This is a genomic window from Curtobacterium sp. VKM Ac-2922 (assembly GCF_022815645.1).
Taxonomy (GTDB): Bacteria; Actinomycetota; Actinomycetes; order Actinomycetales; family Microbacteriaceae; genus Curtobacterium.
In genome coordinates, this window is sequence record NZ_JALGRO010000009.1 from 35,493 (window position 1) to 60,230 (window position 24,738).

At 70.1% G+C, this 24,738-nt stretch carries 26 protein-coding genes; 16 read left to right on the plus strand and 10 right to left on the minus strand.

Annotation, left to right across the window (positions count from 1 at the left end; all coding sequences use genetic code 11):
* Positions 1-24 precede the first annotated feature (24 nt).
* Entirely contained in the window at positions 25-789 is a 765-nt protein-coding gene (locus tag MT346_RS11580) for an SDR family oxidoreductase (RefSeq protein ID WP_243563228.1), read from the plus strand.
* A gap of 22 nt (positions 790-811) precedes the next feature.
* Positions 812-1,294 carry an NUDIX hydrolase gene (locus MT346_RS11585; RefSeq protein WP_243563229.1) on the plus strand — a complete coding sequence of 161 codons (483 nt, stop codon included), beginning with the start codon at positions 812-814 and terminating at the stop codon, positions 1,292-1,294.
* On the opposite strand, the gene MT346_RS11590 is transcribed toward MT346_RS11585, so the two are convergent.
* Positions 1,278-1,670, minus strand: coding sequence for a VOC family protein (locus tag MT346_RS11590; protein ID WP_243563230.1), 393 nt, complete (start codon positions 1,668-1,670; stop codon positions 1,278-1,280). The two genes, MT346_RS11585 and MT346_RS11590, sit on opposite strands and share 17 nt — an antisense overlap.
* Positions 1,671-1,747: 77 nt before the next feature.
* Here MT346_RS11590 and MT346_RS11595 point away from each other — a divergent pair, with 77 nt between their 5' ends.
* From MT346_RS11595 to MT346_RS11610, 4 genes are all read left to right on the plus strand, one after another.
* Positions 1,748-4,114 (plus strand): excinuclease ABC subunit UvrA, encoded by a 2,367-nt coding sequence (locus MT346_RS11595; RefSeq protein WP_243563231.1) that lies wholly within the window; start codon positions 1,748-1,750, stop codon positions 4,112-4,114.
* A 231-nt stretch (positions 4,115-4,345) separates the two neighbouring features.
* Positions 4,346-4,498 (plus strand): hypothetical protein, encoded by a 153-nt coding sequence (locus MT346_RS11600; protein WP_243563232.1) that lies wholly within the window; start codon positions 4,346-4,348, stop codon positions 4,496-4,498.
* 431 nt (positions 4,499-4,929) lie between these two features.
* Entirely contained in the window at positions 4,930-5,076 is a 147-nt protein-coding gene (locus tag MT346_RS11605) for a SapB/AmfS family lanthipeptide (RefSeq protein WP_243563233.1), read from the plus strand.
* Positions 5,073-5,756, plus strand: a complete 684-nt coding sequence (locus MT346_RS11610; RefSeq protein ID WP_243563234.1) for a hypothetical protein — start codon at positions 5,073-5,075, stop codon at positions 5,754-5,756. The genes MT346_RS11605 and MT346_RS11610 overlap by 4 nt, the downstream gene beginning before the upstream one ends.
* 309 nt (positions 5,757-6,065) lie before the next feature.
* Here the strand turns inward: MT346_RS11610 and MT346_RS11615 are convergent, their stop codons facing one another.
* The 3 genes from MT346_RS11615 to MT346_RS11625 are packed head-to-tail and all read right to left on the minus strand — an operon-like array spanning position 6,066 to position 8,595.
* Complete coding sequence (locus tag MT346_RS11615) at positions 6,066-6,656, minus strand: hypothetical protein (protein WP_243563235.1); 591 nt, start codon at positions 6,654-6,656, stop codon at positions 6,066-6,068.
* A gap of 13 nt (positions 6,657-6,669) precedes the next feature.
* Entirely contained in the window at positions 6,670-7,533 is an 864-nt protein-coding gene (locus MT346_RS11620) for a pentapeptide repeat-containing protein (protein ID WP_243563236.1), read from the minus strand.
* Positions 7,534-7,554: 21 nt separating this feature from the next.
* Complete coding sequence (locus MT346_RS11625; RefSeq protein ID WP_243563237.1) at positions 7,555-8,595, minus strand: alcohol dehydrogenase catalytic domain-containing protein; 1,041 nt, start codon at positions 8,593-8,595, stop codon at positions 7,555-7,557.
* Between the two features lie 80 nt (positions 8,596-8,675).
* Here MT346_RS11625 and MT346_RS11630 point away from each other — a divergent pair, with 80 nt between their 5' ends.
* On the plus strand, positions 8,676-9,287 hold the full coding sequence (locus MT346_RS11630; protein ID WP_243563238.1) for a copper resistance CopC family protein: 612 nt from the start codon (positions 8,676-8,678) through the stop codon (positions 9,285-9,287).
* 115 nt (positions 9,288-9,402) lie between these two features.
* Here the strand turns inward: MT346_RS11630 and MT346_RS11635 are convergent, their stop codons facing one another.
* Positions 9,403-10,083: an SDR family NAD(P)-dependent oxidoreductase gene (locus MT346_RS11635; protein WP_243563239.1), complete on the minus strand. Its 681-nt coding sequence runs from the start codon at positions 10,081-10,083 to the stop codon at positions 9,403-9,405.
* Positions 10,084-10,184: 101 nt separating this feature from the next.
* Here MT346_RS11635 and MT346_RS11640 point away from each other — a divergent pair, with 101 nt between their 5' ends.
* Positions 10,185-11,018 (plus strand): helix-turn-helix domain-containing protein, encoded by an 834-nt coding sequence (locus MT346_RS11640; RefSeq protein ID WP_243563240.1) that lies wholly within the window; start codon positions 10,185-10,187, stop codon positions 11,016-11,018.
* Here the strand turns inward: MT346_RS11640 and MT346_RS11645 are convergent.
* Positions 11,005-12,249 carry a beta-ketoacyl synthase gene (locus tag MT346_RS11645; protein ID WP_243563241.1) on the minus strand — a complete coding sequence of 415 codons (1,245 nt, stop codon included), beginning with the start codon at positions 12,247-12,249 and terminating at the stop codon, positions 11,005-11,007. The two genes, MT346_RS11640 and MT346_RS11645, sit on opposite strands and share 14 nt — an antisense overlap.
* A 30-nt stretch (positions 12,250-12,279) precedes the next feature.
* On the opposite strand from MT346_RS11645, the gene MT346_RS11650 reads away from it, so the two are divergent.
* The gene (locus MT346_RS11650) at positions 12,280-12,840 is read left to right on the plus strand and encodes a TetR/AcrR family transcriptional regulator C-terminal domain-containing protein (protein ID WP_243563242.1); all 561 of its coding nucleotides are present in this window, start codon (positions 12,280-12,282) and stop codon (positions 12,838-12,840) included.
* A gap of 30 nt (positions 12,841-12,870) precedes the next feature.
* Here MT346_RS11650 and dhaM read toward each other — a convergent pair whose 3' ends face one another.
* From dhaM to dhaK, 3 genes are read right to left on the minus strand one after another with little or no spacing between them, the layout of a single operon-like run.
* Complete coding sequence (dhaM, locus tag MT346_RS11655; RefSeq protein ID WP_243563243.1) at positions 12,871-13,590, minus strand: dihydroxyacetone kinase phosphoryl donor subunit DhaM; 720 nt, start codon at positions 13,588-13,590, stop codon at positions 12,871-12,873.
* Positions 13,587-14,213, minus strand: a complete 627-nt coding sequence (dhaL, locus tag MT346_RS11660; protein WP_243563244.1) for a dihydroxyacetone kinase subunit DhaL — start codon at positions 14,211-14,213, stop codon at positions 13,587-13,589. Before dhaL ends, dhaM begins: the two co-directional genes overlap by 4 nt.
* A gap of 31 nt (positions 14,214-14,244) precedes the next feature.
* Entirely contained in the window at positions 14,245-15,246 is a 1,002-nt protein-coding gene (dhaK, locus tag MT346_RS11665) for a dihydroxyacetone kinase subunit DhaK (RefSeq protein WP_243563245.1), read from the minus strand.
* Positions 15,247-15,551: 305 nt separating this feature from the next.
* On the opposite strand from dhaK, the gene MT346_RS11670 reads away from it, so the two are divergent.
* Together MT346_RS11670 and glpK are read left to right on the plus strand one after the other, a co-directional pair.
* The gene (locus MT346_RS11670; RefSeq protein ID WP_243563246.1) at positions 15,552-16,274 is read left to right on the plus strand and encodes an MIP/aquaporin family protein; all 723 of its coding nucleotides are present in this window, start codon (positions 15,552-15,554) and stop codon (positions 16,272-16,274) included.
* 71 nt (positions 16,275-16,345) lie between these two features.
* Positions 16,346-17,857 carry a glycerol kinase GlpK gene (gene glpK / locus MT346_RS11675; protein ID WP_243563247.1) on the plus strand — a complete coding sequence of 504 codons (1,512 nt, stop codon included), beginning with the start codon at positions 16,346-16,348 and terminating at the stop codon, positions 17,855-17,857.
* A 114-nt stretch (positions 17,858-17,971) separates the two neighbouring features.
* On the opposite strand, the gene trpD is transcribed toward glpK, so the two are convergent.
* The gene (trpD, locus tag MT346_RS11680) at positions 17,972-19,030 is read right to left on the minus strand and encodes an anthranilate phosphoribosyltransferase (RefSeq protein ID WP_243563248.1); all 1,059 of its coding nucleotides are present in this window, start codon (positions 19,028-19,030) and stop codon (positions 17,972-17,974) included.
* A gap of 71 nt (positions 19,031-19,101) precedes the next feature.
* Here trpD and MT346_RS11685 point away from each other — a divergent pair, with 71 nt between their 5' ends.
* The 5 genes from MT346_RS11685 (at position 19,102) to MT346_RS11705 (ending at position 24,519) form a co-directional block, all read left to right on the plus strand.
* Positions 19,102-19,740, plus strand: coding sequence for a heme-copper oxidase subunit III (locus tag MT346_RS11685; RefSeq protein WP_243563249.1), 639 nt, complete (start codon positions 19,102-19,104; stop codon positions 19,738-19,740).
* Between the two features lie 21 nt (positions 19,741-19,761).
* Positions 19,762-20,568 (plus strand): cytochrome c, encoded by an 807-nt coding sequence (locus MT346_RS11690; RefSeq protein WP_243563250.1) that lies wholly within the window; start codon positions 19,762-19,764, stop codon positions 20,566-20,568.
* Between the two features lie 33 nt (positions 20,569-20,601).
* A complete protein-coding gene (locus tag MT346_RS11695; protein ID WP_243563251.1) occupies positions 20,602-21,666 on the plus strand; it encodes a ubiquinol-cytochrome c reductase iron-sulfur subunit in 1,065 nt (354 codons plus the stop codon).
* The gene (locus tag MT346_RS11700; RefSeq protein WP_243563252.1) at positions 21,666-23,348 is read left to right on the plus strand and encodes a cytochrome bc complex cytochrome b subunit; all 1,683 of its coding nucleotides are present in this window, start codon (positions 21,666-21,668) and stop codon (positions 23,346-23,348) included. Before MT346_RS11695 ends, MT346_RS11700 begins: the two co-directional genes overlap by 1 nt.
* A gap of 211 nt (positions 23,349-23,559) precedes the next feature.
* Positions 23,560-24,519: a phosphodiesterase gene (locus MT346_RS11705; protein ID WP_243563253.1), complete on the plus strand. Its 960-nt coding sequence runs from the start codon at positions 23,560-23,562 to the stop codon at positions 24,517-24,519.
* Positions 24,520-24,738 lie beyond the last annotated feature (219 nt).

The following is a 24,738-nucleotide window of genomic DNA, read 5'->3' on the forward strand; positions in this document are numbered from 1 at the left end:
GGGCCCGAACCACAGGAGGACACCGTGAGCAACCCCCTCGCAGCCGGAGCACTCGCAGGCAAGCGCGCCCTCGTCACCGGGTCCTCGCGCGGGATCGGGGCCGACACGGTCGGGTACCTGGCCGAGGCCGGCGCGAAGGTCGTCGTCAACTACCGCAACAAGGCCCGTCGCGCCGAGCAGATCGCCGAGGGCATCGTCGCTGCCGGTGGGGACGCGCTGGCCGTCGGCGCTGACCTGACCGACCGCGCCTCGGTGCAGGCCATGGTCGATGCGGTCGTCGGGGCCTGGGGCGGCATCGACCTGCTGGTCCTCAACGCCTCGGGCGGCATGGAGTCGGGTATGGGCGACGACTACGCGCTCCGGCTGAACCGCGACGCGCAGGTCGACATGCTGCAGACGGCCGTGCCGCACATGGCGGCGGGCTCGCGTGTCGTGTTCGTCACGAGCCACCAGGCCCACTTCGTCGAGACCGCCCAGACGATGGACGAGTACCTCCCCGTCGCCAAGAGCAAGCGTGCCGGGGAACTGGCCCTCCGCGAGCTCGTCCCGCAGCTCGAAGCAGCCGGCATCGAGTTCGTCGTCGTCTCCGGCGACATGATCGAGGGCACGATCACCGCGACGCTCCTGAACCGCCTGAACCCGGGCGCGATCGAGGGGCGTCGGCAAGAGGTGGGCAAGCTGTACAGCGTGTCCGAGTTCGCGGCCGAGATCGCCCTGGCCGCTGTCGAGCCGATCCCGTCCGACCACACCCGGCTGGTGGGGGACGTCTCGGGCTTCACGCAGTCCTGACCCGCGCGGTAGCGTCGGGCCGGTGACCGCCAAGCCCGGCCTGCGCCGAACCTCCCGAATCCTGCTGCTCGACCCCCGGGGTCGTGTGTTCCTGATGGACACGAACGCACCGTCGAGCGACGGGTTCCACCGCTGGATCACGCCGGGCGGCGGCGTCGACCCGGGGGAGACCCACCGGGAAGCCGCGGTCCGCGAACTCCGCGAGGAGACGGGCATCGTCATCACCGACCCCGGTGAGCCGGTGTGGTCGTGGGACTTCGACGTCACCTGGGACCAGGCGGACCACGACCGTGGGCACTCCGAGTTCTACGTCGTCCGCACGCCGGGGTTCACGATGTCCGACGACGAGTGGACCGACGACGAGCGGGTCGACATCCACGCTTGGCGGTGGTGGACCGCGGACGAACTCGACACCACCGACCAGCCGTTCGAGCCCGCCGAGCTGCCCGACCTGGTGCGTCGGGCTGGCGCGGGCGAAGGGGTCGGCGTCACTCCCGTGGAGTGAGGACGCAGAACTCGTTGCCCTCGGGGTCGGCGAGCACCACCCACGGTGCATCCGCCTGACCGACGTCGGCCAGGGTCGCGCCACGGACGAGGAGGGTGTCGACCTGCCCCTGGTGGTCGTCGTCCGGCGCCGGAGCCAGGTCGATGTGCAGTCGGTTCTTGACGGTCTTGTCCTCGGGAACCGGGACGAACACCCAGCCCTGGGGCAGCTGTTCGCGGGGGACCGTGCCCTCGAGCTGCTCGGAGCCCGGGGGAGCGATGACCACTTCGTCCTCGGCCTCGAACACGACGGGCCAGGCGAGGGTCTCGGCCCACCACCGCGCGAGCGCGTGCGGGTCGTGGCTGTCGACGACGATCGAGTACCAGCGGAGTGCCATGCGGGTCAGTATGGCCGTTCTCCACAGGTCGTGTCCGGGTCTTCTGCCGGGTCGGTACCCGTCGGTAGCCTGATCGCATGGACACACCCCAGGCCCCGGCTGCTGACAGCCACGACCGCATCCGCGTCCGGGGTGCGCGTGAGAACAACCTGCGGGACGTCGACGTCGACCTGCCGAAGCGCCGGTTGACCGTCTTCACCGGGGTCTCCGGTTCCGGCAAGAGCTCGCTGGTCTTCGCGACCGTCGCTGCCGAGTCACAGCGCATGATCAACGAGACCTACAGTGCCTTCCTGCAGGGCTTCATGCCGTCGGTCGGACGCCCGGACGTCGACGTGCTGGACGGCCTGACGACGGCGATCGTCGTCGACCAAGAACGCATCGGCGCCGACCCGCGGTCCACCGTGGGGACGGTCACGGACGCCAGCGCGATGCTCCGGGTGCTGTTCAGTCGTCTGGGGCAGCCGCACATCGGCGGGCCGAACGCGTTCTCGTTCAACCTGGCGACGGTCACCGCCGGTGGCGCGATCACCGTGCAGCGCGGTCTCGACGCCAAGGCCGAGAAGGTCTCGTTCAGTCGCCTGGGCGGGATGTGCGCGCGGTGCGAAGGCCGGGGGAGCGTGTCGGACATCGACCTGACCCAGCTCTTCGACGACAGCCGGGCCCTGTCCGACGGAGCCCTCACGATCCCCGGGTACGGCACCGACGGGTGGAACGTCCGGCTGTACGCCGAGTCCGGGTACTTCGACCGTGACAAGCCGATCCGCGACTTCACGCCGCAGGAGCTGCAGGACTTCCTGTACCACGAACCGGTCAGACAGAAGATCGCCGGCATCAACATGACCTACGAAGGGCTCGTGCTCCGGGTCCGGCGCTCGTTCCTGCAGAAGGACCGCGGCGCGATGCAGCCACACATCCGGGCGTTCGTCGACCGTGCTGTGGCGTTCACCACCTGTTCGGACTGCGACGGCACGCGGTTGAACGACGTCGCGCGCTCGTCGAAGATCGCGGGCAAGAGCATCGCCGACGTCAGCGCGATGCAGGTCACCGACCTCGCCACGTGGTTGCACGCACTGGACGAACCCTCGGTCCGGCCGTTGCTGGACGGACTCCGTGACGCGGTCGACTCGTTCGTCGAGATCGGCCTCGGTTACCTGTCGCTCGACCGTCCGACCGGCACGCTCTCCGGGGGCGAAGGGCAGCGCGTCAAGATGGTCAAGCACCTCGGATCGGCCCTGAGCGACGTCACCTACGTGTTCGACGAACCGAGCACCGGTCTCCACCCGCACGACATCGAGCGGATGAACCGCCTGCTGCTGCGCCTGCGGGACAAGGGCAACACCGTCCTGGTGGTGGAACACAAGCCCGAGGTCATCGCGATCGCCGACCACGTCGTCGACCTCGGTCCTGGTGCCGGCACCGGCGGTGGAACGCTCTGCTACCAGGGCTCCGTCGACGGGCTGCGGGGGAGCGGGACCGTCACGGGCGTCCACCTCGACGACCGCGTCGCCGTCAAGGCCTCGGTCAGGACTCCCACCGGCGTGATCGAGATCCGCGGTGCCGACCGGCACAACCTGCACGTGGTGGACGTCGACGTCCCGCTCGGCGTGCTGACCGTGGTGACGGGCGTCGCCGGGTCCGGCAAGAGCACGTTGATCCACGGTTCGCTGTCGCCGCGGGACGATGTCGTCGCGATCGACCAGAGCGGGATCAAGGGCTCGCGGCGCAGCAACCCCGCGACCTACACCGGGCTGCTCGAGCCGATCCGCAAGGCCTTCGCCAAGGCCAACGGCGTCAAGCCCGCACTGTTCAGCGCAAACTCCGAGGGGGCCTGCCCGGTCTGCAACGGCGCCGGGGTGATCTACGTCGACCTCGGCATGATGGCCGGGATCTCCACCACGTGTGCGGAGTGCGACGGCAAGCGCTTCGATGCGTCCGTGCTCGAGTACCGACTGGGTGGCAAGGACATCAGCCAGGTCCTGGCCATGCCGGTCGCCGAGGCCGAACAGTTCTTCGCCGCAGGGGAGTCGCGCATCCCGGCCGCCCACGCGATCCTGCAGCGTCTGGTCGACGTCGGACTCGGGTACCTGACGATCGGTCAGCCCCTGACGACGCTGTCCGGTGGTGAACGGCAGCGCCTCAAGCTCGCGACGCACCTGGGCGAACCCGGGGGCGTCATCGTGCTCGACGAACCGACGACCGGCCTGCACCTGGCCGACGTCGCACAGCTGCTCGCGCTGCTCGACCGACTCGTCGATGCCGGCAAGAGCGTCATCGTGATCGAGCACCACCAGGCCGTGATGGCCCACGCCGACCGGATCATCGACCTGGGCCCGGGTGCCGGCCACGACGGCGGCCGGATCGTCTTCGAGGGCACGCCCGCCGAGCTCGTCGCGGCCCGGTCGACGCTCACTGGGCAGCACCTGGCCGCCTACGTCGGCGCCTGACCACCGGCAGGCGCGCGTCGCACCCACGGGCGGACATCGCGCACCGGCGCGCCGGGGCGCGATGTCCGCTGCGGGGTGCGAAGCCAGCGGACGCCGCGACGCGAGCGCACGGACGGAGCCGACCGGCCGCCGCGGACCGGTCAGACCGCCGGACCGGAGGCTCCGCGCACGACCGACGCCGAGCCTCCAGCCCGTCATCGGTCCCAGGACCGCGCGCGTAGCGTCCCGCGCATGACGTACAGCCAGCCAGACCCTTCGGAAGAGACCACCCAGAGCGACGCTCCCGAGCAGCCCGACACCGACACCGACGCGGTGGAGGAATCCAGACGCGAAGACGCAGCGCTCGAGATCGACGCGGACGACGTCCCGACCTCGGACGCCTGAACCACGCGTTCGCACAACCGGGAGCACCCGGCACCACGATCATCCACGGTGTCGCGTGCTTCTCGTTGTTCGAGCACCGACAAGCACCGACAAGCACCGACGAGCCGCGCTGGCCGGATCGACGTGTGCGCCGATAATGCATATTATGTCAGCTCACGCTCATCTGAGTCTCCGCCAAACCAGCTGACACTGCCGCGGCTGACCTGAATCGACCGCGTTGCGAGACACCCGTCGATCGCCTGATGCAGCGGTGAGTACCACTGGACTGAGATTCTTCCTGAACTCCTCTTGACGTGAAACGTATCCGGTGAGATGTTGGCTACGACACGGCACTACGCCGACCACCACAGGTGCTGAACCCCGCTTCAGCACCGTCAGCGTCGCGGTGTGTGGCAGCAGCCTGTCCCTTCTCTCTGCTAGGAGCTCGACTGATGAAGCACATGCTCGATCTGCAAGCCCTCCGGGGCGGCAATCCCAGCCGCGACGGGGTGAACTCCACCCCGACCATCGTCATCAGCACAGTGAGCCTGTCCGTCTGCATCAGCAGCACGCTCAGCGCTGCGCTCTGCACACCATGAACACGCGGCGGCCCCGGTACACGTACCCGTGGGTGGGCGCGGCTACCTGGGCCGCCGCCACCGTCACGGTCACCTTCCTCGCGGTACGCACCCCACCCGGCATCCTGAGCTTGGACCGACAGGACGGCGAACCCATCACCATCGGACGCAACAGCCTCGCGGCGATCGCACCAGCACTCGTTGGCGTCTGCGGCCTGATCGTGTTCATCGCGTTCGCGGTGCGTACTGTCCTCAATCGGCGGTTCCCGTTGGTTGCACTGCCAGCTGTGTTCCGCGCGCTCCGTGCCGATGCCGCTGTCGTTGTTCTCAGCGCGTGCGCTCTCATGATGATCCAGCTGGTCCAGAACATGGCCGAGGACGGGACACTCTCCTCCAAGGCTCTCGTTGTCGCAGTCCGGATCCTTGCCGTGGGACTCGCCGTCGGCGGTGCCCTCTTCACCGCCGGGGTCTGTCGTGGATTCAGTCAGGAGGACCTGCACTACGCGCCGCAGTTCGTTGGCGCGGTCGGGATCACAGGCGCCGGGGTGCTCGGCCTCGCGGTCAGCGTGACCGACAACCTCGCAGCGACAGTGATCACGGCCGCGATAGCCGCCCTCTCGGGGGCATTCACCAGCCTTGTGCTCTCCATCCGCAACCTCGCCCGCCATGAACGCGAACACCCACCTGGCTCCGTGCACTGAGTCGTTCGAACGCCCACCTATGGAATCGGGTCATGTCCCGGTCATCGTCGCGATCAGAACCACCATCGTGTCCGGTCAGCTCCCAGGCAGTCGGACCTCATCACGGTGCCGGCGGGTAGCGGCAGAGCGTGGCGAGTCCCCCTTCGCGGCGTTGCACCACCCGGACAATCCCGAACCTCCCCTCCATCCGCGATCCCCACAAGCCGAACGATCCGCGCAGCAGCGTCTCCGTGGCCGCCACTCAACGAGGGAGCACACTGGCGCTCACCCGCAGACATGCGTGACGGTCGCTCCCTCCCCCAGATCCGATCATGTCGTCTTCGAGATCGCCCGGACCACCCGGTCGACGAAGGCACTGCCTGCGGCCATGGTGAACGGACTCCGGGGGCTCAGCAACGGCAGCTGCAGCGGAGCCCCACCATCGAGTGTGCCGGTCAGCGCGGCAACCGTGACCGACGACACCGTGGCGGTGCCGATCCCGACGTCCCGCAGCTGGTGGGTGACCTCGCCGCATCGGCGAACACCGAACGTCCCGCGTTTCCACACGGTGAACCCTCCTGCCGCGAACACCAAGCTCGCGGTGTAGCTCCGTCGGAGTTCGTCGTCGAGCTGCAACGTGGCCCGGGTCGTGGGCAGCACGATGACGTCGACGATGAGACTCTCCGGGAACATGGCCTCGAGCCTCCGTCGCCGACGACGGTGGGGAACCGCGCTCAGGAACCCGAACACCGCGAGCGCGCACGGGGCCGCGACCAACAGGACGAGTGACGTGCGCGATCCACCGGGGTCGTCGGCGTACCCTCCGATGGCGTTCACCAACAGGGCGGCTCCGCCGATCGTGGAGAGCAGCACCCCCAGGGCGTACGGTGCGAACGCACTCGGTCGTTCGTGGTGTGGCATCGTCGGCGCGCCTTCAGTCTTCCGTCCAGTGCGACGGCCGCGCGAACCCCTCGGGCAACCGCGTGCGCGTGTCCCCCCGGGCGCTGTTGACCTGCGGCTGCGTCAGGTAGACCGCGCCCACCAGATCCGCGCCGGACAGGTCGGCCCCGCGCAGGTCCACGCCGAGCACGTCGCACCGACCCAGCTGCGCATCGCGCAGGTCTGCGCCGATGGCGATGCTGCCGCGGAGCGACTGGCCGCGCAGGTCAGCGCCGCGCAGGGCGGCTCCCGCCAGGTCGCTGCCAGGACCACGCACCCGGCTCCCCTGGGCCCGCACAGCTGTAGACCCACCACGGACCGCACCCGACCGCGCGATCTCGCTCGCCTCGACCAGCAGCGCCCGCGCCGCGTCGTACTCCGCATCGACGTCGAGCGCCGTCAGCGTCTCCGGATCCGCATCGCTCAGCGCCCGTACCCGGTCGAACGCCGACGTCCACGGTGCCGGGTCACGCGACCCCGACACCAGCCGGATCGCCTCGTCGAGGTACCACAGCAGCTCGTGCAGCCGTCGCACGACCGGGAACACCGCGAACATGGCGGTGCGGGTTGCCGGGTCGTCGCGCCACGACCGCTCGGCGAAGGTCGAGCGCGACACCTTCTGTCCGGCGCCGAAGCAGTCGAACACCGTGCACCCGGCGAACCCCCGGTCGCGCAGGTGCGGGTGGATGCGGCAGCCGTCCTGGTCGTCGAGGTTCGTGCAGGGCTCGCCCGCGTCCTTGTCGAACGGGAAGTCCGCCGACTTCGCGAACGCCAGCGCGACGCAGCACAGACCGAAGCAGTTCGCGCAGTCGGCGCCCAGGTCCTCGCGGCGGCCGAGTTCGACGCGGGTCCGTGTCACGGTGTCACCCGGCGCACGGTGTCACCGGGCGTCCAGCACGGCGACGGTCATGCCGGCCGACGTGGCGGGACGGTCCATCGCCGCCAGCGCCGCGGGCAGCTCGTCGAAGGTGATCGTCTGCCCGATCGTGGCGTCGAGCCGCAGCCGTCCGGCGACGATGTCGTCGAGCATGGCGGCGTACTCCCCCACGGAGATGCCGTGGCTGCCGAGCAGTTCGAGTTCCTCGCCGATGACCCGGCCCATCGGGATCGCCGGGGCTGCCTCGTCGTCGAGCAGCAGTCCGACCTGCACGTGCCGTCCACGAGGGCGGAGCGTCGCCACGGCGGTGACCGAGGTCGCCCGGCTGCCGAAGGCGTCGACGGAGACATGCGCTCCCCCGTCGGTCAGCCGCCGGACCTGGTCGACGGCGTCCGGCCCGGACGCGACCGTGGTGGCGCCGAGGGCCCGGGCGCGCTCGAGGGCTCCGGGTGAGACGTCGACCGCGATCACGTGTGCGCCGGCTGCGACGGCGACGATGATCGCCGACAGTCCGACGCCCCCGCACCCGACCACGACGACGTGCTCCCCCGCTGCTACCCGACCCCGGGCGTGCAGCGCGTGGTAGGCGGTGCCGAAACGGCAGCCGAGCCCGGCGGCGTCGACGAACGGCACCGCATCGGGCAGCGTGACGAGGTTCACGTCGGCGTGCGGCACGACGAGCTCCTCGGCGAAGGACCCGGATAGCGTGAACCCCGGCTGCTGCTGGTTGGTGCACACCTGGGTGGCACCGGACCGGCACTGGTCGCAGGTGCCGCAGGCGAAGACGAACGGCGCGGTGACCCGGTCCCCCACGGCGTGCGCACGGACCGCGTCGCCGGTGGCGATGACGGTGCCGGCGAACTCGTGCCCCGGCACGTGCGGCAGGTGGACCGAGTCGTCGTGTCCGCGCCAGGCGTGCCAGTCGCTCCGGCACACGCCCGTGGCGGCGACGCGGACGACCACGCCGTCGGCGTCGCACACGGGACGGTCCATCTCGACGACCTCGGGAGTGGCACCGAACTCGGAGTAGCTGACTGCGCGCATCCGCTCATCCTGCCACCGAAGCGCGGCCCGCCCCAGCCGGGTCGGCGGCACCGACCAGCACGCCGAACTAGGATCGGAGCATGTCCCCCACCGCGGTCCGCCGCAGCGTCCGGATGTCCGTCGTGGCGATCGTCGTCGCACTCACCAGCCTGGTCGTCGCCGATCGTGCCGACGCGCACTCCGCCCTCATCGCCAGCACCCCGGCCGACGGTCAGACCCTCACCGAGCCGATCGACCGCGTCGACCTGACGTTCTCCGAGGCGCCGCTCACCGGCCTCGACGCCGGTCTGCGCATCGAGGTGCGCGACGCCGCCGGACAGGACGTCTCCACCGGCGAGGTACTGGTCGACGGCACGACGATGTCGAAGGCCGTCACCCCCGACAACGGTGCCTACACGGTGCTGTGGCGGTACGTCTCCCCCGACGGGCACCCGATCACGGGGCAGCTCGGCTTCACGGTCGCGCTGCCGGAAGCGGCGCCGACGAGCACGCCGAGCGCGTCGGCCGGACCCGGCTCCACTGCGACCGAGACGGACGTGACGATCGAGGCCACCGCGGAGCCGACCGCCGACGACGACACCCCGGTTCCGGTCGCCCCGGCGCTGTGGGCCGGCGGCGGCGCACTCGTGCTGCTGGCAACGGTCGTGGTCATCGCCGCGTCGCGCCGCCGTCGCGCGCCCGACGAGGACTGACGCGGGCACCGACCCAGCCCCGACTCACCGCGGAACCGACAGCGTCACCGACGCACGCCCCACCGGACGGGAGGCTCGGTGCCGGCCAGCACCGCGCCTCCCGTCCGCCCCGACGTCAGTACGCGACCCGGCCGTTCCGGTCGTGCAGCTCACCGGTCGGGCCGTCGGCCACCAGCGTCGCGAGCGCGACGGTGGCATCGGTGCCCTCGGTCACGGTCTGGTGTCCACCGAAGCCGTTGAACTCGGTCGCGGTGTACCCGGGGTCGCTCGCGTTGATGCGGAAGCTCGGCAGGTTCTTCGCGTACTGCACGGTCAGGACGATCACCGCGGCCTTCGACGCGGCGTACGGGATCGACGGCACGGCGAACTCGTCGTGCCCCGGCGTGGTGAGCCACCGGGCGAACCCGACCCCGGACGCGACGTTGACGATCACCGGTGCGGACGACGCACGCAGCACGGGCAGCGCCGCCTGCGTGACGCGCACGATCCCGGTGACGTTCGTGTCGAGCACCGACGCCATCGCGGCGGCGTCCAGGTCGTCGACGCCGAACGAGGTGCCGAGTACGCCGGCGTTGTTGACGAGGACGTCGAGCGACGGCAGCGACGCGACCGCGGCGTCGATGCTGTCCTGGTCGGTCACGTCGAGCTGGACGACGTGCGCGCCGAGGGCCCGGGCCTCGTCGCCGTTCGCGGTGTCACGCATGCCGGCGTACACGGTGTGGCCGGCCTCGATCAGGCGGCGGGTGGTCTCGAGCCCCAGGCTGCGGTTGGCTCCGGTGATGAGTGTCGTGGTCATGTGCCCACCATGCCCCGTCAGACCCGCCGCTCCCAGGTGCCCGTCGACGGTGGGACCCGGAGTACCACCCGACATCCGCTGTCGGGCGGCAGGATGGTCGCATGGACGAGTTCGCGACCGTGCTGCGCGCCTGGCGCGACCGCGTCACCCCCGAGGCGGTGGGGCTGCCCGCCGGCCCCGGTCGACGGACGCCGGGTCTGCGTCGCGAAGAGCTCGCGGCGCTCGCCGGTGTCAGCGTCGACTACGTCGTGCGGCTCGAGCAGGGCCGCTCGGTCAACCCGTCGCCCCAGCTGCTCGGTGCGCTGGCGACCGCGCTGCGCCTGACCACCGAGGAGCGTGACCACCTGTTCCGCGTCGCCGATGCCGCTCCGCCGTCGCGTGGTGTCGTGCCGCGGCACATCACCCCGGGCGTGCAGCGGTTGATCGACCGACTCGGCGACGTGCCGCTGGCGGTGTTCACGGCGACCCATGAGATCCTGCTGTGGAACGAGCTGTGGGCCGCGATGAACGGCGACCCCGCGCGGCTGGTCGGCCTCGACCGCAACCTGGTGTGGCGGTACTTCACGGCCGGCCACGAGGGCGTCGAGTACGACGACGACCACCACGAGGAGTTCTCCGGTGACCTGGTGGCCGACCTGCGCCTGGCGTTCGGCCGCTACCCCGGCGACCGGGCCCTGGCCGACCTGGTGGCACGGCTGCGTCGGGAGTCGCCGGAGTTCGAGCGGCGCTGGGCCGTCGCCCGGGTGGCCGAGCACCGGGCGAGCCGCAAGACCGTCCGGACGCCGGTCGGCGGCATCGAGGTCGACTGCGACACACTGACCGTGACCGGCGGCGACCTGCGCATCGTCGTCTACACCGTGGTGCCCGGGTCGGAGTCGGCCGCACGACTCGACCTGCTGCGCGTGACGGGACTGCAGCAGCTCACGCCCGGGTGAGCAGCAGCGACGCGTTCTGCCCGCCGAACCCGAACGCGTTGTTGAGCGCCGCCCGAATCGGCAGGGTCCTGGCGGTGCCGGACACCACGTCGAGGTCGACCGCCGGGTCCTGGTGCTGCAGGTTGCGCGTCGGTGGCACGATCCCGGTCTCGAGGGACCGGACGGTCAGGATCGTCTCGACCGCACCGGCCGCGCCGAACATGTGCCCGATCGCGCTCTTCGGCGCCGTGACGACGGCACCGCGCCCGACGACCCGGGCGATCGCCGCCGCCTCGCTCGCGTCGCCGACCGGGGTGCCGGTGGCGTGGGCATCGACGTGGTCGACGTCGCTGCCGGTCAGCCCACCCATGCGCAGCGCCTGGGTCATCGCGCGCTCCTGCCCGGAGCCGTCCGCCCGCGGTGCGGTGATGTGGAACGCGTCCGCGGTGATGCCCCATCCCGCCAGCACGGCGTGGACCCGGGCGCCGCGGGCCCGGGCGTGGGACGCACGCTCGAGCACCACGATGCCGGCACCTTCCCCGAGCACGAAGCCACGGCGGTCGCGGTCGAACGGGCGGGACAGCGTCGTCGGGTCGTCGCCGTTCGGCTTCGCGAGTGCCTGCGACTGCGCGAAGGACGCCATCGTCACGGGGGTCACCGCGGCCTCGGTCCCGCCGGCCACCACGACGTCGGCCTCGCCCGTGCGGATCAGCCGCGCCGCCATGGCGATGGCCTCGGCCCCCGACGCGCACGCCGACACGGTCGTGTACGCACCGGCGCGGGCGTCGAGCTCGATGCTGACCTGCGCCGCGGCGCCGTTCGCCATGAGCATCGGCACCGCCCGCGGGGAGACCCGGCGGGCGCCGTTGCGCCCGAGCTCGTCGTGCGCGTCCAGCAGCGTCTCGATCCCGCCGATCCCGGTGCCCAGCACGACGGCCAACCGCTCCGGGTCGACGTCGGGACGCCCCGCGTCCGCCCAGGCCTCGCCCGAGGCGACGAGCGCGAGCTGTTGGCTGCGGTCGAGGCGCTGCGCTCGCACCCGTCCGAGCGCCGCATCGGCGTCGAGCGCTGCGTCCGCCCCGACCCGGATCGGCACCGACGCCCAGAGGTCCCCCGGGCGGTCGAGCTCGTGCACGCCGGACCGGCCGGCGACCAGCGCGTCCCACAGCGGGTCGACGCCGTGGCCGAAGGGTGACACGGCGCCGAGGCCGGTGATGACGATGTCGTCGCGGTCCTGATTTGTATGCTGCACAAATTGAGTTGTACCACGTACAATTCGGGGATGGCAAGCACACGAGGTCAGGCCACCCGGGCGCGCATCCTGGCTGCGGCCGCCGACCTGCTGGCAGACCGGGGTGTCCGCGCGATGACCGTCGGTGACGTTGCACGGGCAGCGGGCGTGTACCCGAACCAGATCACGCACCACTTCGGGTCGAAGGACCGGCTGGTGGTCGACGCGGCCTTCGTCCGGTTCCTCCGCGACACGACGCGGCTGCAGGCTGCGGGGCGCCGCGCGTCCTCGCCCGAGGCCTTCCGCCAGGTCCTGGCCCGCACGGCCCTCGCGATGCCGTCGACCGGACTGCTGGTCGCCGCCCTCGGGACCGCGCAGGACGACGACGCACTGCGTGAGCGCACCGGCACGCTGCTGGCGGTGCTGTTCCGGCAGTCCGAGCGCTACCTCGAGCGGGTCGTCGCCGAGCACGACTGGACGAGCGAGCACGGGATCCCCCGCGACGCACGCACGTTCTGGAGCGCGGTGTTCGGTGCGGTGTTGTTCGCCACGGCCGGCGCCGTCGGGGGCCCCTCGGACGTCGACGTCGCGGCGACGATCAGCATCCGCTGACCGTCACCGCGACGGGGCCCGCGACCGGGCCTAGTGCTCGCCGAACCCCGACCGGACGAGGGCGTCCAGGGCGTCGACGGCGTCCTGCGCGTCGTCCCCGGTCGCCTCGATCGTCAGCGTCGCGCCCTTCGGCAGTGCCAGCGCCATGATGCCGAGCAGGCTCTTCGCGTCGACACCGTTGACGTGGACGGCGGCGTCGAAGCGAGCGGCCGTCTTGACGAACTCCGCCGCGGGCCGGGCGTGCAGGCCGGTCTCGTTGACCAGCTCGACGGTCGTGGACGCGGCCACGCGGGGACCGGTGGCGGTACCGGTCACCGGCACAGGTCCTGCTGTCTGGTCCGGACGGGAGGCTCCCCCCGCGTCCGCCTCGGACGCTGCGGCCGTGTCCGCGGCGGCCAGCACCGCCTGCACGTCGCCGCCGGTCTGGGCGGCGACGGCAGCCGCGACCGTGCCTTCGACGACCGGGGCGTCCGACACGTGGACGCGTGCCCGCAGGTCGTCGTCGAGGAAGTCGAGCGCGGTGTCGGTCGTCAGGTACGCCGAGCCGAGGTCGCACAGGACCACCACGGCGTCGGCGCTGGCGAGCTCGTCGATGCCGGCCGTGATCGCGTCGAACGAGGTGCCGATGCCGCCGTCGTCGGTGCCACCCGCGGCCACGAGCGGGACGTCCGCGGCCATCTGCCGGGCGAGTTCGACGGTCCCCGAGGCGATCGCCGCGCTGTGCGAGACGACCAGGATGCCGACGGTCACGCCGCGTCCACCGCGGCGCGGAGGATGTACGCGGTCGACTGCGCTCCGGGGTCGCGGTGGCCGACGGCGCGTTCGCCGAGGTAGCTCGCACGGCCCTTGTGGGCGACGAGCGGTTCGGTCGACTCGGCACCGGTGACCGCGGCGTCGGCTGCCGCCGCGAGGACCCGTTCCGGCGACTCCCCCGCACCCGCCGCGGTGGCCGCAGCGTCGACGGCCGGGGTCCAGGCGTCGATCATGGTCTTGTCACCGACGGCCGCCTTGCCACGCGAGACGACCCCGTCCCGAGCGGCCGTCAGCACGGCGACGAGCGTGTCGGCGTCCAGCTCGGTCGCGTCACCCGCGGCCTGGGCGGCCTTCAGGTACGCGGTGCCGAACAGCGGGCCGGCCGCACCGCCGACCGTGGAGATGAGTTTCGTCGCGACGGTCTTGAAGACCGCTCCCGGGGTGTCGAACGACCCGGCGTCGATCGCCTGCACGACGGCGCGGAAGCCCCGGTCGAGGTTCTCGCCGTGGTCACCGTCGCCGATCTCGCGGTCGAGCGTGACGAGCTCGGCCCGGTGCTCGTCGATCGTCGCGGCGGTGCGGCGTACCCAGTCGATGGCCCATGCGGTGTCGAGCGCCAATGCGTGTCCCTTCGTGCGCGGTGTGTCGGTCTCAGCGGCCCCAGCGCAGTGCCGGGGTCTCGACCGGAGCGTCCCAGAGCGTCAGCAGGTCGTCGTCGAGCACCGTGACGGTGATCGAGAAGCCCTGCATCTCGAGGGACGTGACGTAGTCGCCCACCAAGCTACGCGCGACCTCGAAGCCCCGGTCCGCCAGGACCTCGGCGGCGCGCCGGTAGACGATGTAGAGCTCGGACTCGGGCGTGCCGCCCATGCCGTTGACGAACAGCAGCAGGCGCGAGCCGGCCGGGGCGTCCAGGTCGGTCAGCACCGGCTCGAGCACGCGGTCGACGAGCTGGTCGACCGGGGCCATCGCGATGCGCTCGCGCCCCGGTTCGCCGTGGATCCCGATCCCGAGCTCCGCCTCGTCGTCGGCCAGGGTGAACGAGGGTTCGCCCGCGTGCGGGACCGTGCCGGGCGCGATCGCCAGGCCCATCGAGCGGGTGACCGCGTTGACGTGGCGGGCGACCGCCGCGACCGCGTCCAGGTCGTCGCCGCGTTCGGCGGCGGCGCCCGCGCACTTCTCGACGACGACCGTGCCCGCGACCCCGCGTCGGCCGGCGGTGTACAGCGAGTCCTGCACGGCGACGTCGTCGTCGACCACGACGGTCTCGACCCGCACGTCGTCCATGCCGGCGAGCTCGGCGGCCGTCTCGAAGTTGAGCACGTCGCCGGTGTAGTTCTTGACGATGTGCAGCACACCGGCACCACCGTCGACGGCCTTCGTCGCCGCGACGATCGGGTCCGGGGTCGGACTGGTGAAGACCGGGCCGGGAACGGCCGCGTCGAGCATGCCGACGCCGACGAACCCGGCGTGCAGGGGCTCGTGGCCGCTGCCGCCGCCGCTGACGATGCCGACCTTGCCCGCCACCGGGGCGTCGGTGCGGTGCAGGTGGATCGGGTCCTCGACCAGCACGACGTGACCGGCGTGCGCCGCGGCGAACCCGCGCACGGTCTCGATGACGACGTCCTGCGGGTCGTTGATGAGCTTCTTCATGAGCTGGCCTCCACGGGGTCTCCACACGCGGAACAGGTCAGCACACCGCCGACGTCGTCCGGAGTGCGGCCAATCTACAACGGGCGGGCGTTCCCTCGCGATGCACGTTCGTGCACCGCGGATCCCGTCCGCGACGGCCGCAGGGAGGGGCTGCGCACACCCCGCTTGCACGTTCGTGCAGATTCCCGTCGATCGCTCACGTGCCCGTCGCCCCGGGTGAAAACCCAGCAGTATGCTCGCCCCAATCACTCGATGGGGAGTGCCGGAGCAGCCCGGACCCCCTCTCACAGCACTGGAGGTCACCGATGGACGACATCGGCGTCAAGTTCCTGTCCGAGCTCGTCGGCACCGCGATGCTCATCATCCTGGGTGGCGGTGTGGTCGCAGCCGTCTCCCTCAAGAAGTCCAAGGGCTTCGGCGCCGGCTTCCTCATGGTCACGATCGGCTGGGGCTTCGCCGTCTTCGCCGGTGTGACCGTGTCGTACAAGTCGGGCGGTCAGCTCAACCCGGCCGTCAGCCTGGCCCAGGCCATCCTCGGCAACATCACCGTCGGCGAGATGTTCCTCTTCTGGCTCGCCCAGCTCATCGGTGCGGTCATCGGTGCCGTCATCGTCTGGCTCGCCTACAAGCAGCACTTCGACGAAGAGCCCGACCCCGCCGCCAAGCTCGGCGTGTTCTCGACCGGCCCCGCGATCCGCTCGTACGGCTGGAACCTGGTGACCGAGATCGTCGGCACCTTCGTGCTGGTCTTCGTCGTCATCGCCTTCACCAACGGCAAGACCCCCTCCGAGCTCGGCGCGATCCCCGTCGCCTTCCTCGTGATCGCGATCGGTGTCTCCCTCGGTGGCCCGACCGGCTACGCGATCAACCCGGCCCGTGACCTCGGCCCGCGCATCGCCCACGCTTTCCTGCCCATCAAGGGCAAGGGCTCGAGCGACTGGGCCTACGCCTGGGTCCCCGTCGTCGGCCCGCTCGTCGGTGGCGCCATCGCCGCCGGGCTGTCGTACGCGCTCCTCCCCCTCGCCTGACCCCCACCCGCCAACGGCGGCCGGACCCATCGTCGGGTCCGGCCGGCACCGAACACCCGTAAGGAGCACCCATGGCCGACTACATCGTCGCCATCGACCAGGGCACGACCAGCACCCGAGCCATCGTCTTCGACCACTCCGGTTCGATCATCTCGGTCGGACAGAAGGAGCACGAGCAGATCTTCCCGCGTGCCGGTTGGGTCGAGCACGACCCGTCCGAGATCTGGGACAACACCCGTGAGGTCATCGGCCAGGCCCTGTCCCGCGCCGACATCACCCGCCACGACGTCGCGGCGGTCGGCATCACCAACCAGCGCGAGACCGCGGTCGTGTGGGACAAGACCACGGGCAAGCCGGTCTACAACGCGATCGTCTGGCAGGACACCCGCACGCAGTCCATCGTCGACAAGCTCGCCGACGGTGACACCGACCGCTACAAGGCGATCGTCGGCCTGCCCCTGGCGACCTACTTCGCCGGCACGAAGATCATGTGGATCCTCGAGAACGTCGAGGGTGCCCGTGAGAAGGCCGAGGCCGGGGACCTGCTCTTCGGCACGACCGACACCTGGGTCCTCTGGAACCTGACCGGTGGCGTCGACGGCGGCGTGCACAAGACGGACGTCACGAACGCCTCGCGCACCCTGTTCATGGACCTCGAGACGCTGCAGTGGCGTGACGACATCCTCGCCGACTTCGGTGTCCCGAAGTCGATGCTCCCCGAGATCGTCAGCTCCTCCGAGGTCTACGGCCACGTCGAGTCGTCGAACCTGCTGCGCGAGGTCCCGATCGCGGGCATCCTCGGCGACCAGCAGGCCGCGACGTTCGGTCAGGCCGCCTTCGACAAGGGCGAGTCGAAGAACACGTACGGCACCGGCAACTTCCTGATCTTCAACACCGGCACGGACATCGTCCGCTCGGAGAACGGGCTGCTGACCACGGTCGGCTACAAGCTCGGCGACCAGGACACGCACTACGCGCTCGAGGGATCGATCGCCGTCACCGGCTCGCTGATCCAGTGGCTGCGCGACAACCTCGGCATCATCGGCAGCGCCCCGGAGGTCGAGGCCCTGGCCAAGACCGTCGAGGACAACGGTGGCGTCTACTTCGTCCCGGCGTTCTCGGGTCTGTTCGCGCCGTACTGGCGTCCGGATGCGCGTGGTGCCCTGGTCGGCCTCACGCGGTACGTCAACAAGGGGCACATCGCCCGCGCCGCGCTCGAGGCGACGGCACTCCAGACCCGCGAGGTCCTGGACGCCGTCAACGCCGACTCCGGTGTGGACCTGACCGAGCTCAAGGTCGACGGCGGCATGACCGCCAACGACGCACTCATGCAGTTCCAGGCGGACATGCTCGACGTGCCGGTCGTCCGACCGGTCGTCGCCGAGACCACCGCGCTCGGTGCCGCCTACGCGGCCGGTCTGGCAGTGGGCTTCTGGGCGAACCTCGACGAGCTCCGTGCCAACTGGCAGGAAGACCGTCGCTGGGAGCCGCAGCTCGACGCCGCCGAGCGCGAGCGCACGCTGCGCCTGTGGAAGAAGGCCGTCACGAAGACCTTCGACTGGGTCGACGAGGACGTGCAGTAGTCCTGCACTGAACCGCACCGCACCGGGCCTCCGGTGTGTCGCCGGTGCACCCCCTCGGGACGCCCTGGTCGTGCTGCTGCTGCTGGCCTGGGAACGCCCATGCCGCGCGCCCGGCTACTGCTGTGCCGGGGCGGCACCGACCCAGTCGGCGAGCTTGCGCTCGGCCGCGCCGGAGTCGATGGCCTGGGCGGCCACCGTGAGCTGTTCGCGGAAGCGCTGCAGGATCGGCCGGTCCCACTCGGCCGGGTCCTCGGCCAGGCGGAAGGACACCAGGCCGGCTGCCGCGTTGAGCAGCACGATGTCGCGGACGGGGCCGGTCTCGCCGGCGAGCACCCGACGGACGATCGCGGCGTTCTCGGCCGGCTCACCGCCCAGCAGGTCCGAGGTCACGGCGCGGGCGATGCCGAGGTCGCGCGGGTCGAGGTCGTGCTCGGTGACGCGGCCGCCGGTGACCTCCCAGATGTGGCTGTGACCCGTGGTGGTCAGCTCGTCGAGGCCGTCGTCGCCGCGGAACACCAGGGCCGTCGCGCCGCGGGTCTGGAACACGCCGGTGATGATCGGCACCAGCTCGAGCTGGGCGACGCCGACCGCGTTCGCTTCGCACCGCGCGGGGTTGACGAGCGGGCCGAGGAAGTTGAACACGGTCGGCACCCCGATCTCACGGCGCACCGGAGCGGCGTGGGCGAACCCGGGGTGGAACGCGCTGGCGAAGGCGAAGGTCAGTCCGACGCGCCGGAAGGTGTCCGCAACACGCGTCGCGTCCATCGACAGGTCGAGCCCGAGCGCGGCGAGCACGTCGCTCGAACCGGACTTCGACGAGCTCGCGCGGTTGCCGTGCTTGACGACGGGCACACCGGCTGCGGCGATCACGATCGCGGCCATCGTCGAGACGTTGACCGTGCCGACGACGTCCCCGCCCGTGCCGACGATGTCGAGCGCCATCGGGTCGACGTCCAGCGGGACGGCGGCGTCGAGGATGGCGTCGCGGAAGCCGACCACCTCGTCGACGGTCTCGCCCTTGGCGCGGAGGGCCACCGCGAAGGCCGCGATCTGCGCCTGCGTGGCCTGTCCGCGGACGATCTCCTCCATGGCCCATGTGGACTGCCTGATCGACAGGTCCTCGCGCGCCATGAGGGCGCTGATGACGGCGGGCCAGGTCAGGAGGTCGGACATGACCTCGATCGTAGTGTTTTCGAACGACCCGCCAGTTGGCTGGCAAAACACTGTCGGTGGTTTCGGCCATAATGGACGTTGTGACAAGCACCCCTCTCTCCAGACCAGCCAGCGGTACGGTCCTCAACAGGCCGAACCCCGTTGCCGTGGGGACGATCGTGTGGCTCGGCAGCGAGGTCATGTTCTTCGCTGGCCTGTTCGCGATCTACTTCACGCTGCGCAGCACCTCCCCCGAGCTCTGGGCGACCGAGACGTCCCACCTCGAAGTGCCCTTCGCGTCGGTCAACACGATCGTGCTGGTGCTGTCCAGCTTCGCTTGCCAGTTCGCGGTCTTCGCTGCCGAGCGGTTCCAGGTGCACCGCACCAGCTGGAAGCCGACCGACTGGGGCATGACGGAGTGGTTCTTCGTCACGTACTGCATGGGCGCACTGTTCGTCTGCGGCCAGATCTTCGAGTACGCCAACCTGTGGCACGAGGGCATCACGCTCTCCTCGAGCGCCTACGGCTCCGCGTTCTACTTCACCACCGGGTTCCACGGACTCCACGTGACCGGCGGGCTCATCGCGTTCCTCCTGACCCTGGGCCGCGGCTTCGCTGCCAAGAACTTCGGTCACAAGGAAGCCACCACCGCGATCGTCGTGTCGTACTACTGGCACTTCGTCGACGTGGTCTGGATCGGCCTCTTCGCCGTCATTTACCTTCTCAAGTAGGAAACGGACAGCACCCACAGCATGTTCAACAGAACCAAGAACAAGAAGGGCCGTCGCTCGCCGATGGCGACCGTCTCGCTCATCGTCGTCGGTCTCATGACCACCGGCGGGGCGTACGCGCTGTTCAGCTCGTCGGCCAACGCGGACGACAGCGTCAGCACGGTCGCGGCGTCGAGCCAGTCCCAGGTGAACCAGGGCGAGAAGCTCTTCGCCTCGAACTGCGCGACCTGCCACGGCCTGTCGGCGCAGGGCACGGGTGAAGGCCCCTCGCTCATCGGTGTCGGTGCGGCGTCGGTCGACTTCCAGGTCGGGACCGGTCGCATGCCGATGGCAGCATCGGGCCCGCAGGCCGAAGAGAAGCCGTCGCAGTTCACCAACGAGCAGGTCGACCAGCTCGCGGCGTACGTCGCCTCGCTGGGCCCCGGTCCCGCCGTGCCGTCCACCTCGCTGACCAAGGGCGGCGGTGACGCTGCCGAGGGTGCCGAGCTCTTCCGCATCAACTGCGCCATGTGCCACAACGTGGCCGGCGCCGGTGGCGCGCTGACCGAGGGCAAGTACGCGCCGAAGCTCACGGACGTCTCCGGCAAGCACATCTACGAGGCCATGCTCACCGGCCCGCAGAACATGCCGGTGTTCAACGACCTGAACATCACGCCGCAGCAGAAGGCCGACATCATCACGTACCTCAAGTACGTGCAGGACAACTCCTCGCCCGGCGGCTTCGGCCTCGGTGCCATCGGTCCGGTGGCCGAGGGTCTGTTCATCTGGATCTTCGGACTGGGCGCGGTCGTCGCGATGACCGTCTGGCTCACCGCGAAGTCCAACTGATCGTCCGTGTCGCACGACACTGAAGGGAACACCATGGCAGAGCACGACGACGAGGCAGTGACCTCGTCCTCGGCTGTCGAGAAGCACGACTCGACGGAGCCGGTCGGCACCGCGGTCCTGCCCGCGGAACCGTTCGAGAACCCGGGCGAGCCGCCGCACCGCGCGCGTCGCACCGACGTCGACCCCAAGAAGCAGCGCCTGGCCGAACGTCAGGTCGCCACGTTCTTCTACCTGTCGATCGTGGGCAGTGTCCTGTCGATCGCCGCGTACGTCGCGTTCCCGATCCGTTCGGACGACTTCGGCACGGTCCGCAGCGCCAACCTGTGGCTGGGCCTGTCCATCTCGCTCGCCCTGCTCGCGCTGGGCCTGGGCGCGGTCTACTGGTCGAAGTCGCTCGTCAGCGACCGCGAGATCACCGAGATGCGCCACCCCACGCGTGGCACCGAAGCGACTCGGGCGAAGGCCGTCGAGGCCTTCCAGCTCGCCGACAAGGAGTCCGGCTTCAGCCGTCGCAAGCTGATCCGCAACTCGATGATCGGTGCGCTCGTCGCGTTCCCCCTGCCCGGCATCGTGCTCGTGCGTGACCTCGCACCCGCTGCCGACCCGAACGAGCTGCTCCGCCACACCATGTGGGCCAAGGGCACGCGGCTCACGAAGGACCCGACGGGTCTCCCGATCAAGGCGTCCGACGTCACGATCGGCTCCGTCTTCCACGTCATCCCCGACGGTCTCCTCGACAAGGAGCACATGCTCGAGGAGAAGGCGAAGGCCGCGGTGCTCCTCATGCGCCTCGACCCGAAGGACCTCAACCCCTCGAAGGGTCGTGAGAACTGGGGGTACGACGGCATCGTCGCGTACTCCAAGATCTGCACCCACGTCGGTTGCCCGGTCGCGCTCTACGAGCAGCAGACGCACCACCTGCTGTGCCCCTGTCACCAGTCCACCTTCGACGTCTCGAACAACTGCGACGTCATCTTCGGCCCGGCGGCACGCCCCCTCCCCCAACTTCCGATCGCGATCGACGACGACGGCTACCTGGTTGCGCAGAGCGACTTCCACGAGCCGGTCGGACCGTCATTCTGGGAGCGTGAACGCTGATGACCAGCACCACCACCACGAGCGCACCGACGACCAGCACCACCAAGCCGGCACCGGAGCGTGGATCCCGCATCATCGGCGGGGTCGCCAACTACATCGACGAGCGCACCAGCATCTCCGGGTTGGTGAAAGAGGTCGGGCGCAAGATCTTCCCCGACCACTGGAGCTTCATGCTCGGTGAGGTCGCGCTCTACTCGTTCGTCGTGATCCTGCTCTCGGGCACGTTCCTGACGTTCTTCTTCGGCGCCTCGATGACCGAGGTCGTCTACAACGGCTCCTACGTGCCGCTCAAGGGCGTCGAGATGTCCACGGCGCTGCAGTCGACGCTGAACATCTCGTTCGACATCCGCGGTGGGCTCTTCGTCCGGCAGATCCACCACTGGGCAGCCCTGCTGTTCGTGGCCTCGGTGATGCTGCACATGGCCCGCGTGTTCTTCACCGGTGCCTTCCGCAAGCCGCGCGAGCTCAACTGGGTCTTCGGCTTCGTGCTGTGGATCCTGGCCATGGCCGAGGGCTTCACGGGCTACTCGCTCCCCGACGACCTGCTCTCCGGCAACGGTCTGCGCATCATCGTCGGCATGATCGAGGGCGTGCCGGTGATCGGCGTCTGGATCGGCTACATCCTGTTCGGTGGTGAGTTCCCCGGAACCGCCATCGTGGGCCGCCTGTACACGCTCCACATCCTGTTGCTGCCCGCCATCCTGGTGGCGGTGCTCGGTGTCCACCTCGTGCTCGTCGTGATCAACAAGCACACGCAGTACGCCGGACCCGGCAAGACGAACGACAACGTCGTGGGTGTCCCGATCCTCCCGGCGTTCGCCGCGAAGGCCGGTGGCTTCTTCTTCATCGTCGCGGGCATCCTGGCCCTCATCGCGTCGCTGTTCACGATCAACCCGATCTGGAACTACGGCCCGTACGACCCGTCCCCGGTGTCCGCCGGTACGCAGCCTGACTGGTACATCGGCTTCGCCGACGGTGCGCTCCGTCTGGTGCCGCCGCACTGGGAGGTCGTGTGGTTCGGCTACACGGTGTCGTTCAACCTGCTGGTGCCGATCGCGGTCCTCATGGGCCTCATCGTGGCGATGTTCGTCTACCCGTTCGTCGAGGCCTGGGTCACCGGGGACAAGCGTGAGCACCACATCGCTGACCGTCCCCGCAACGCCCCGACGCGTACGGCGTTCGGCGCAGCCGGTGTCACGCTCTACGCAAGCCTGTGGGCCGCGGCGAGCTCGGACATCATCGCGACGCACTTCATGGTGTCGATCGACCACGTGATCCACGTGATCCAGGCCACGACGGTCCTCGGTCCGTTCGTCGCCTTCTGGATCGCCAAGCGCGTCTGCCTGGCGCTGCAGAAGAAGGACCGCGAGATCGTGCTGCACGGCTACGAGTCGGGCCGCATCGTCCGCCTGCCGCACGGCGAGTACATCGAGGTGCACGAGCAGCTCGACGAGTACGAGCGCTGGAAGCTCCTGCAGTTCGAGGAGTACAAGCCGCTCATGATCCGTCCGAACGCCAAGGGACAGATCACGCCGGTGCAGAAGGTCCGTGCAGGTGTGTCGCGCTTCTTCTTCGAGGACCGCATCGCGCCGGTCTCGAAGACCGAGCTCGAGGCAGCACACGCCGCGCACCACGGCCCCGAGGTCGAGGGCGCGCACCAGGCACCCCAGGTCGGCCGGTAACACTTCTCGGCAAGAACGAACCAGCCCCTCGTCCACTTCGTGGTCGGGGGGCTGTTTCGTTCGCCTCATTTCGAGAAATGCCGCTTCCGGTTCATCTCCGGTTCAGGACTCTGTGTTGGACTGCTCCAGGACGATGTGGCAAGGTGTTGCACCGTGCACTCCCCCAGCGGGAGATCCTCTGCCGAGGAACCACCAACGGAATGAGAACCCGATGGACGCCCGGACGGCCGAACACCCCAGGCCGAACCACTTCCTGCTCCACCTCAGCGACACGCACCTGATCGCTGGTGATGGTGACCTGTACGGAGCGGTGGACTCCGCTGCGCGACTGCAGCAGATCATCGACGACATCGAAGCCTCGGGCGCCCGCCCGGAAGCGATCGTCGTGACCGGTGACGTCGCCGACAAGGGCGAGCCCGGTGCCTACGCTCGGGTGCGGCAGATCATCGAGCCGGCCGCGGAGCGCATCGGTGCCCAGGTCATCTGGGCGATGGGCAACCACGACGAGCGGGGCGCCTTCCGGCAGGAGCTCTTCGGCCTGCACCCCACGGACCGCCCCGTGGACTTCGTGTACGACGTCAACGGGCTGCGGGTCATCACGCTCGACACCAGCGTCCCCGGTGAGCACTACGGCATCGTGACGCCCGAGCAGCTCGACTGGCTCGCCGAGGTCCTGTCCGAGGCAGCGCCCCACGGCACGGTCCTGGCGATGCACCACCCGCCGGTCCCCAGCGTGCAGGACCTCACCGTTCTGGTGGAGCTCCGCGACCAGCGGTCGTTGGCCGAGGTCGTCGAGGGCTCCGACGTGCTGACGATCATCGCCGGTCACCTGCACTACTCGACGAGCGCCGTGTTCGCCGGCATCCCCGTCTCGGTCGCCAGCGCCACGTGCTACACGCAGGACCTCAACGAGTTCCAGCGCGGGACCCGCGGTCGTGACGGTGCTCAGTCCTTCAACCTGGTGCACGTGTACGGCCACAACGTGGTGCACTCGGTCGTGCCGATCGGGCAGTACGCCACGGTCGGCGAGCCGGTCTCCGCCGAGCAGACCGCCGCCAAGCTCGCGGCGGCCGGTGTCGTCATCCCCGCTGCGGTCGAGCCGGCTCCGGTCACGTCGAGCATCCCCGTCTTCACGCTCGACTCGGTGCCGGTCTCCCCCGTCCACCGCTGAGGCGCTGCGCCCGACGTCGGCCCGCGACCCGGACGTGTGCCGGTGGGGCGACGTGGTCGATGTCGTACGACAGCGGTGGTGTCGTACGGGCGGATGTGTGCCGGTGGGGCGACGTGGTCGATGTCGAACGACGCGATGGTGTCGCGCGGGCGGTATCCGCTGGCACCGCCCCCAGGGCCGGGCTCCGGCGCCGGGCTCGCAGGCTCGCCAGGAGCGCTC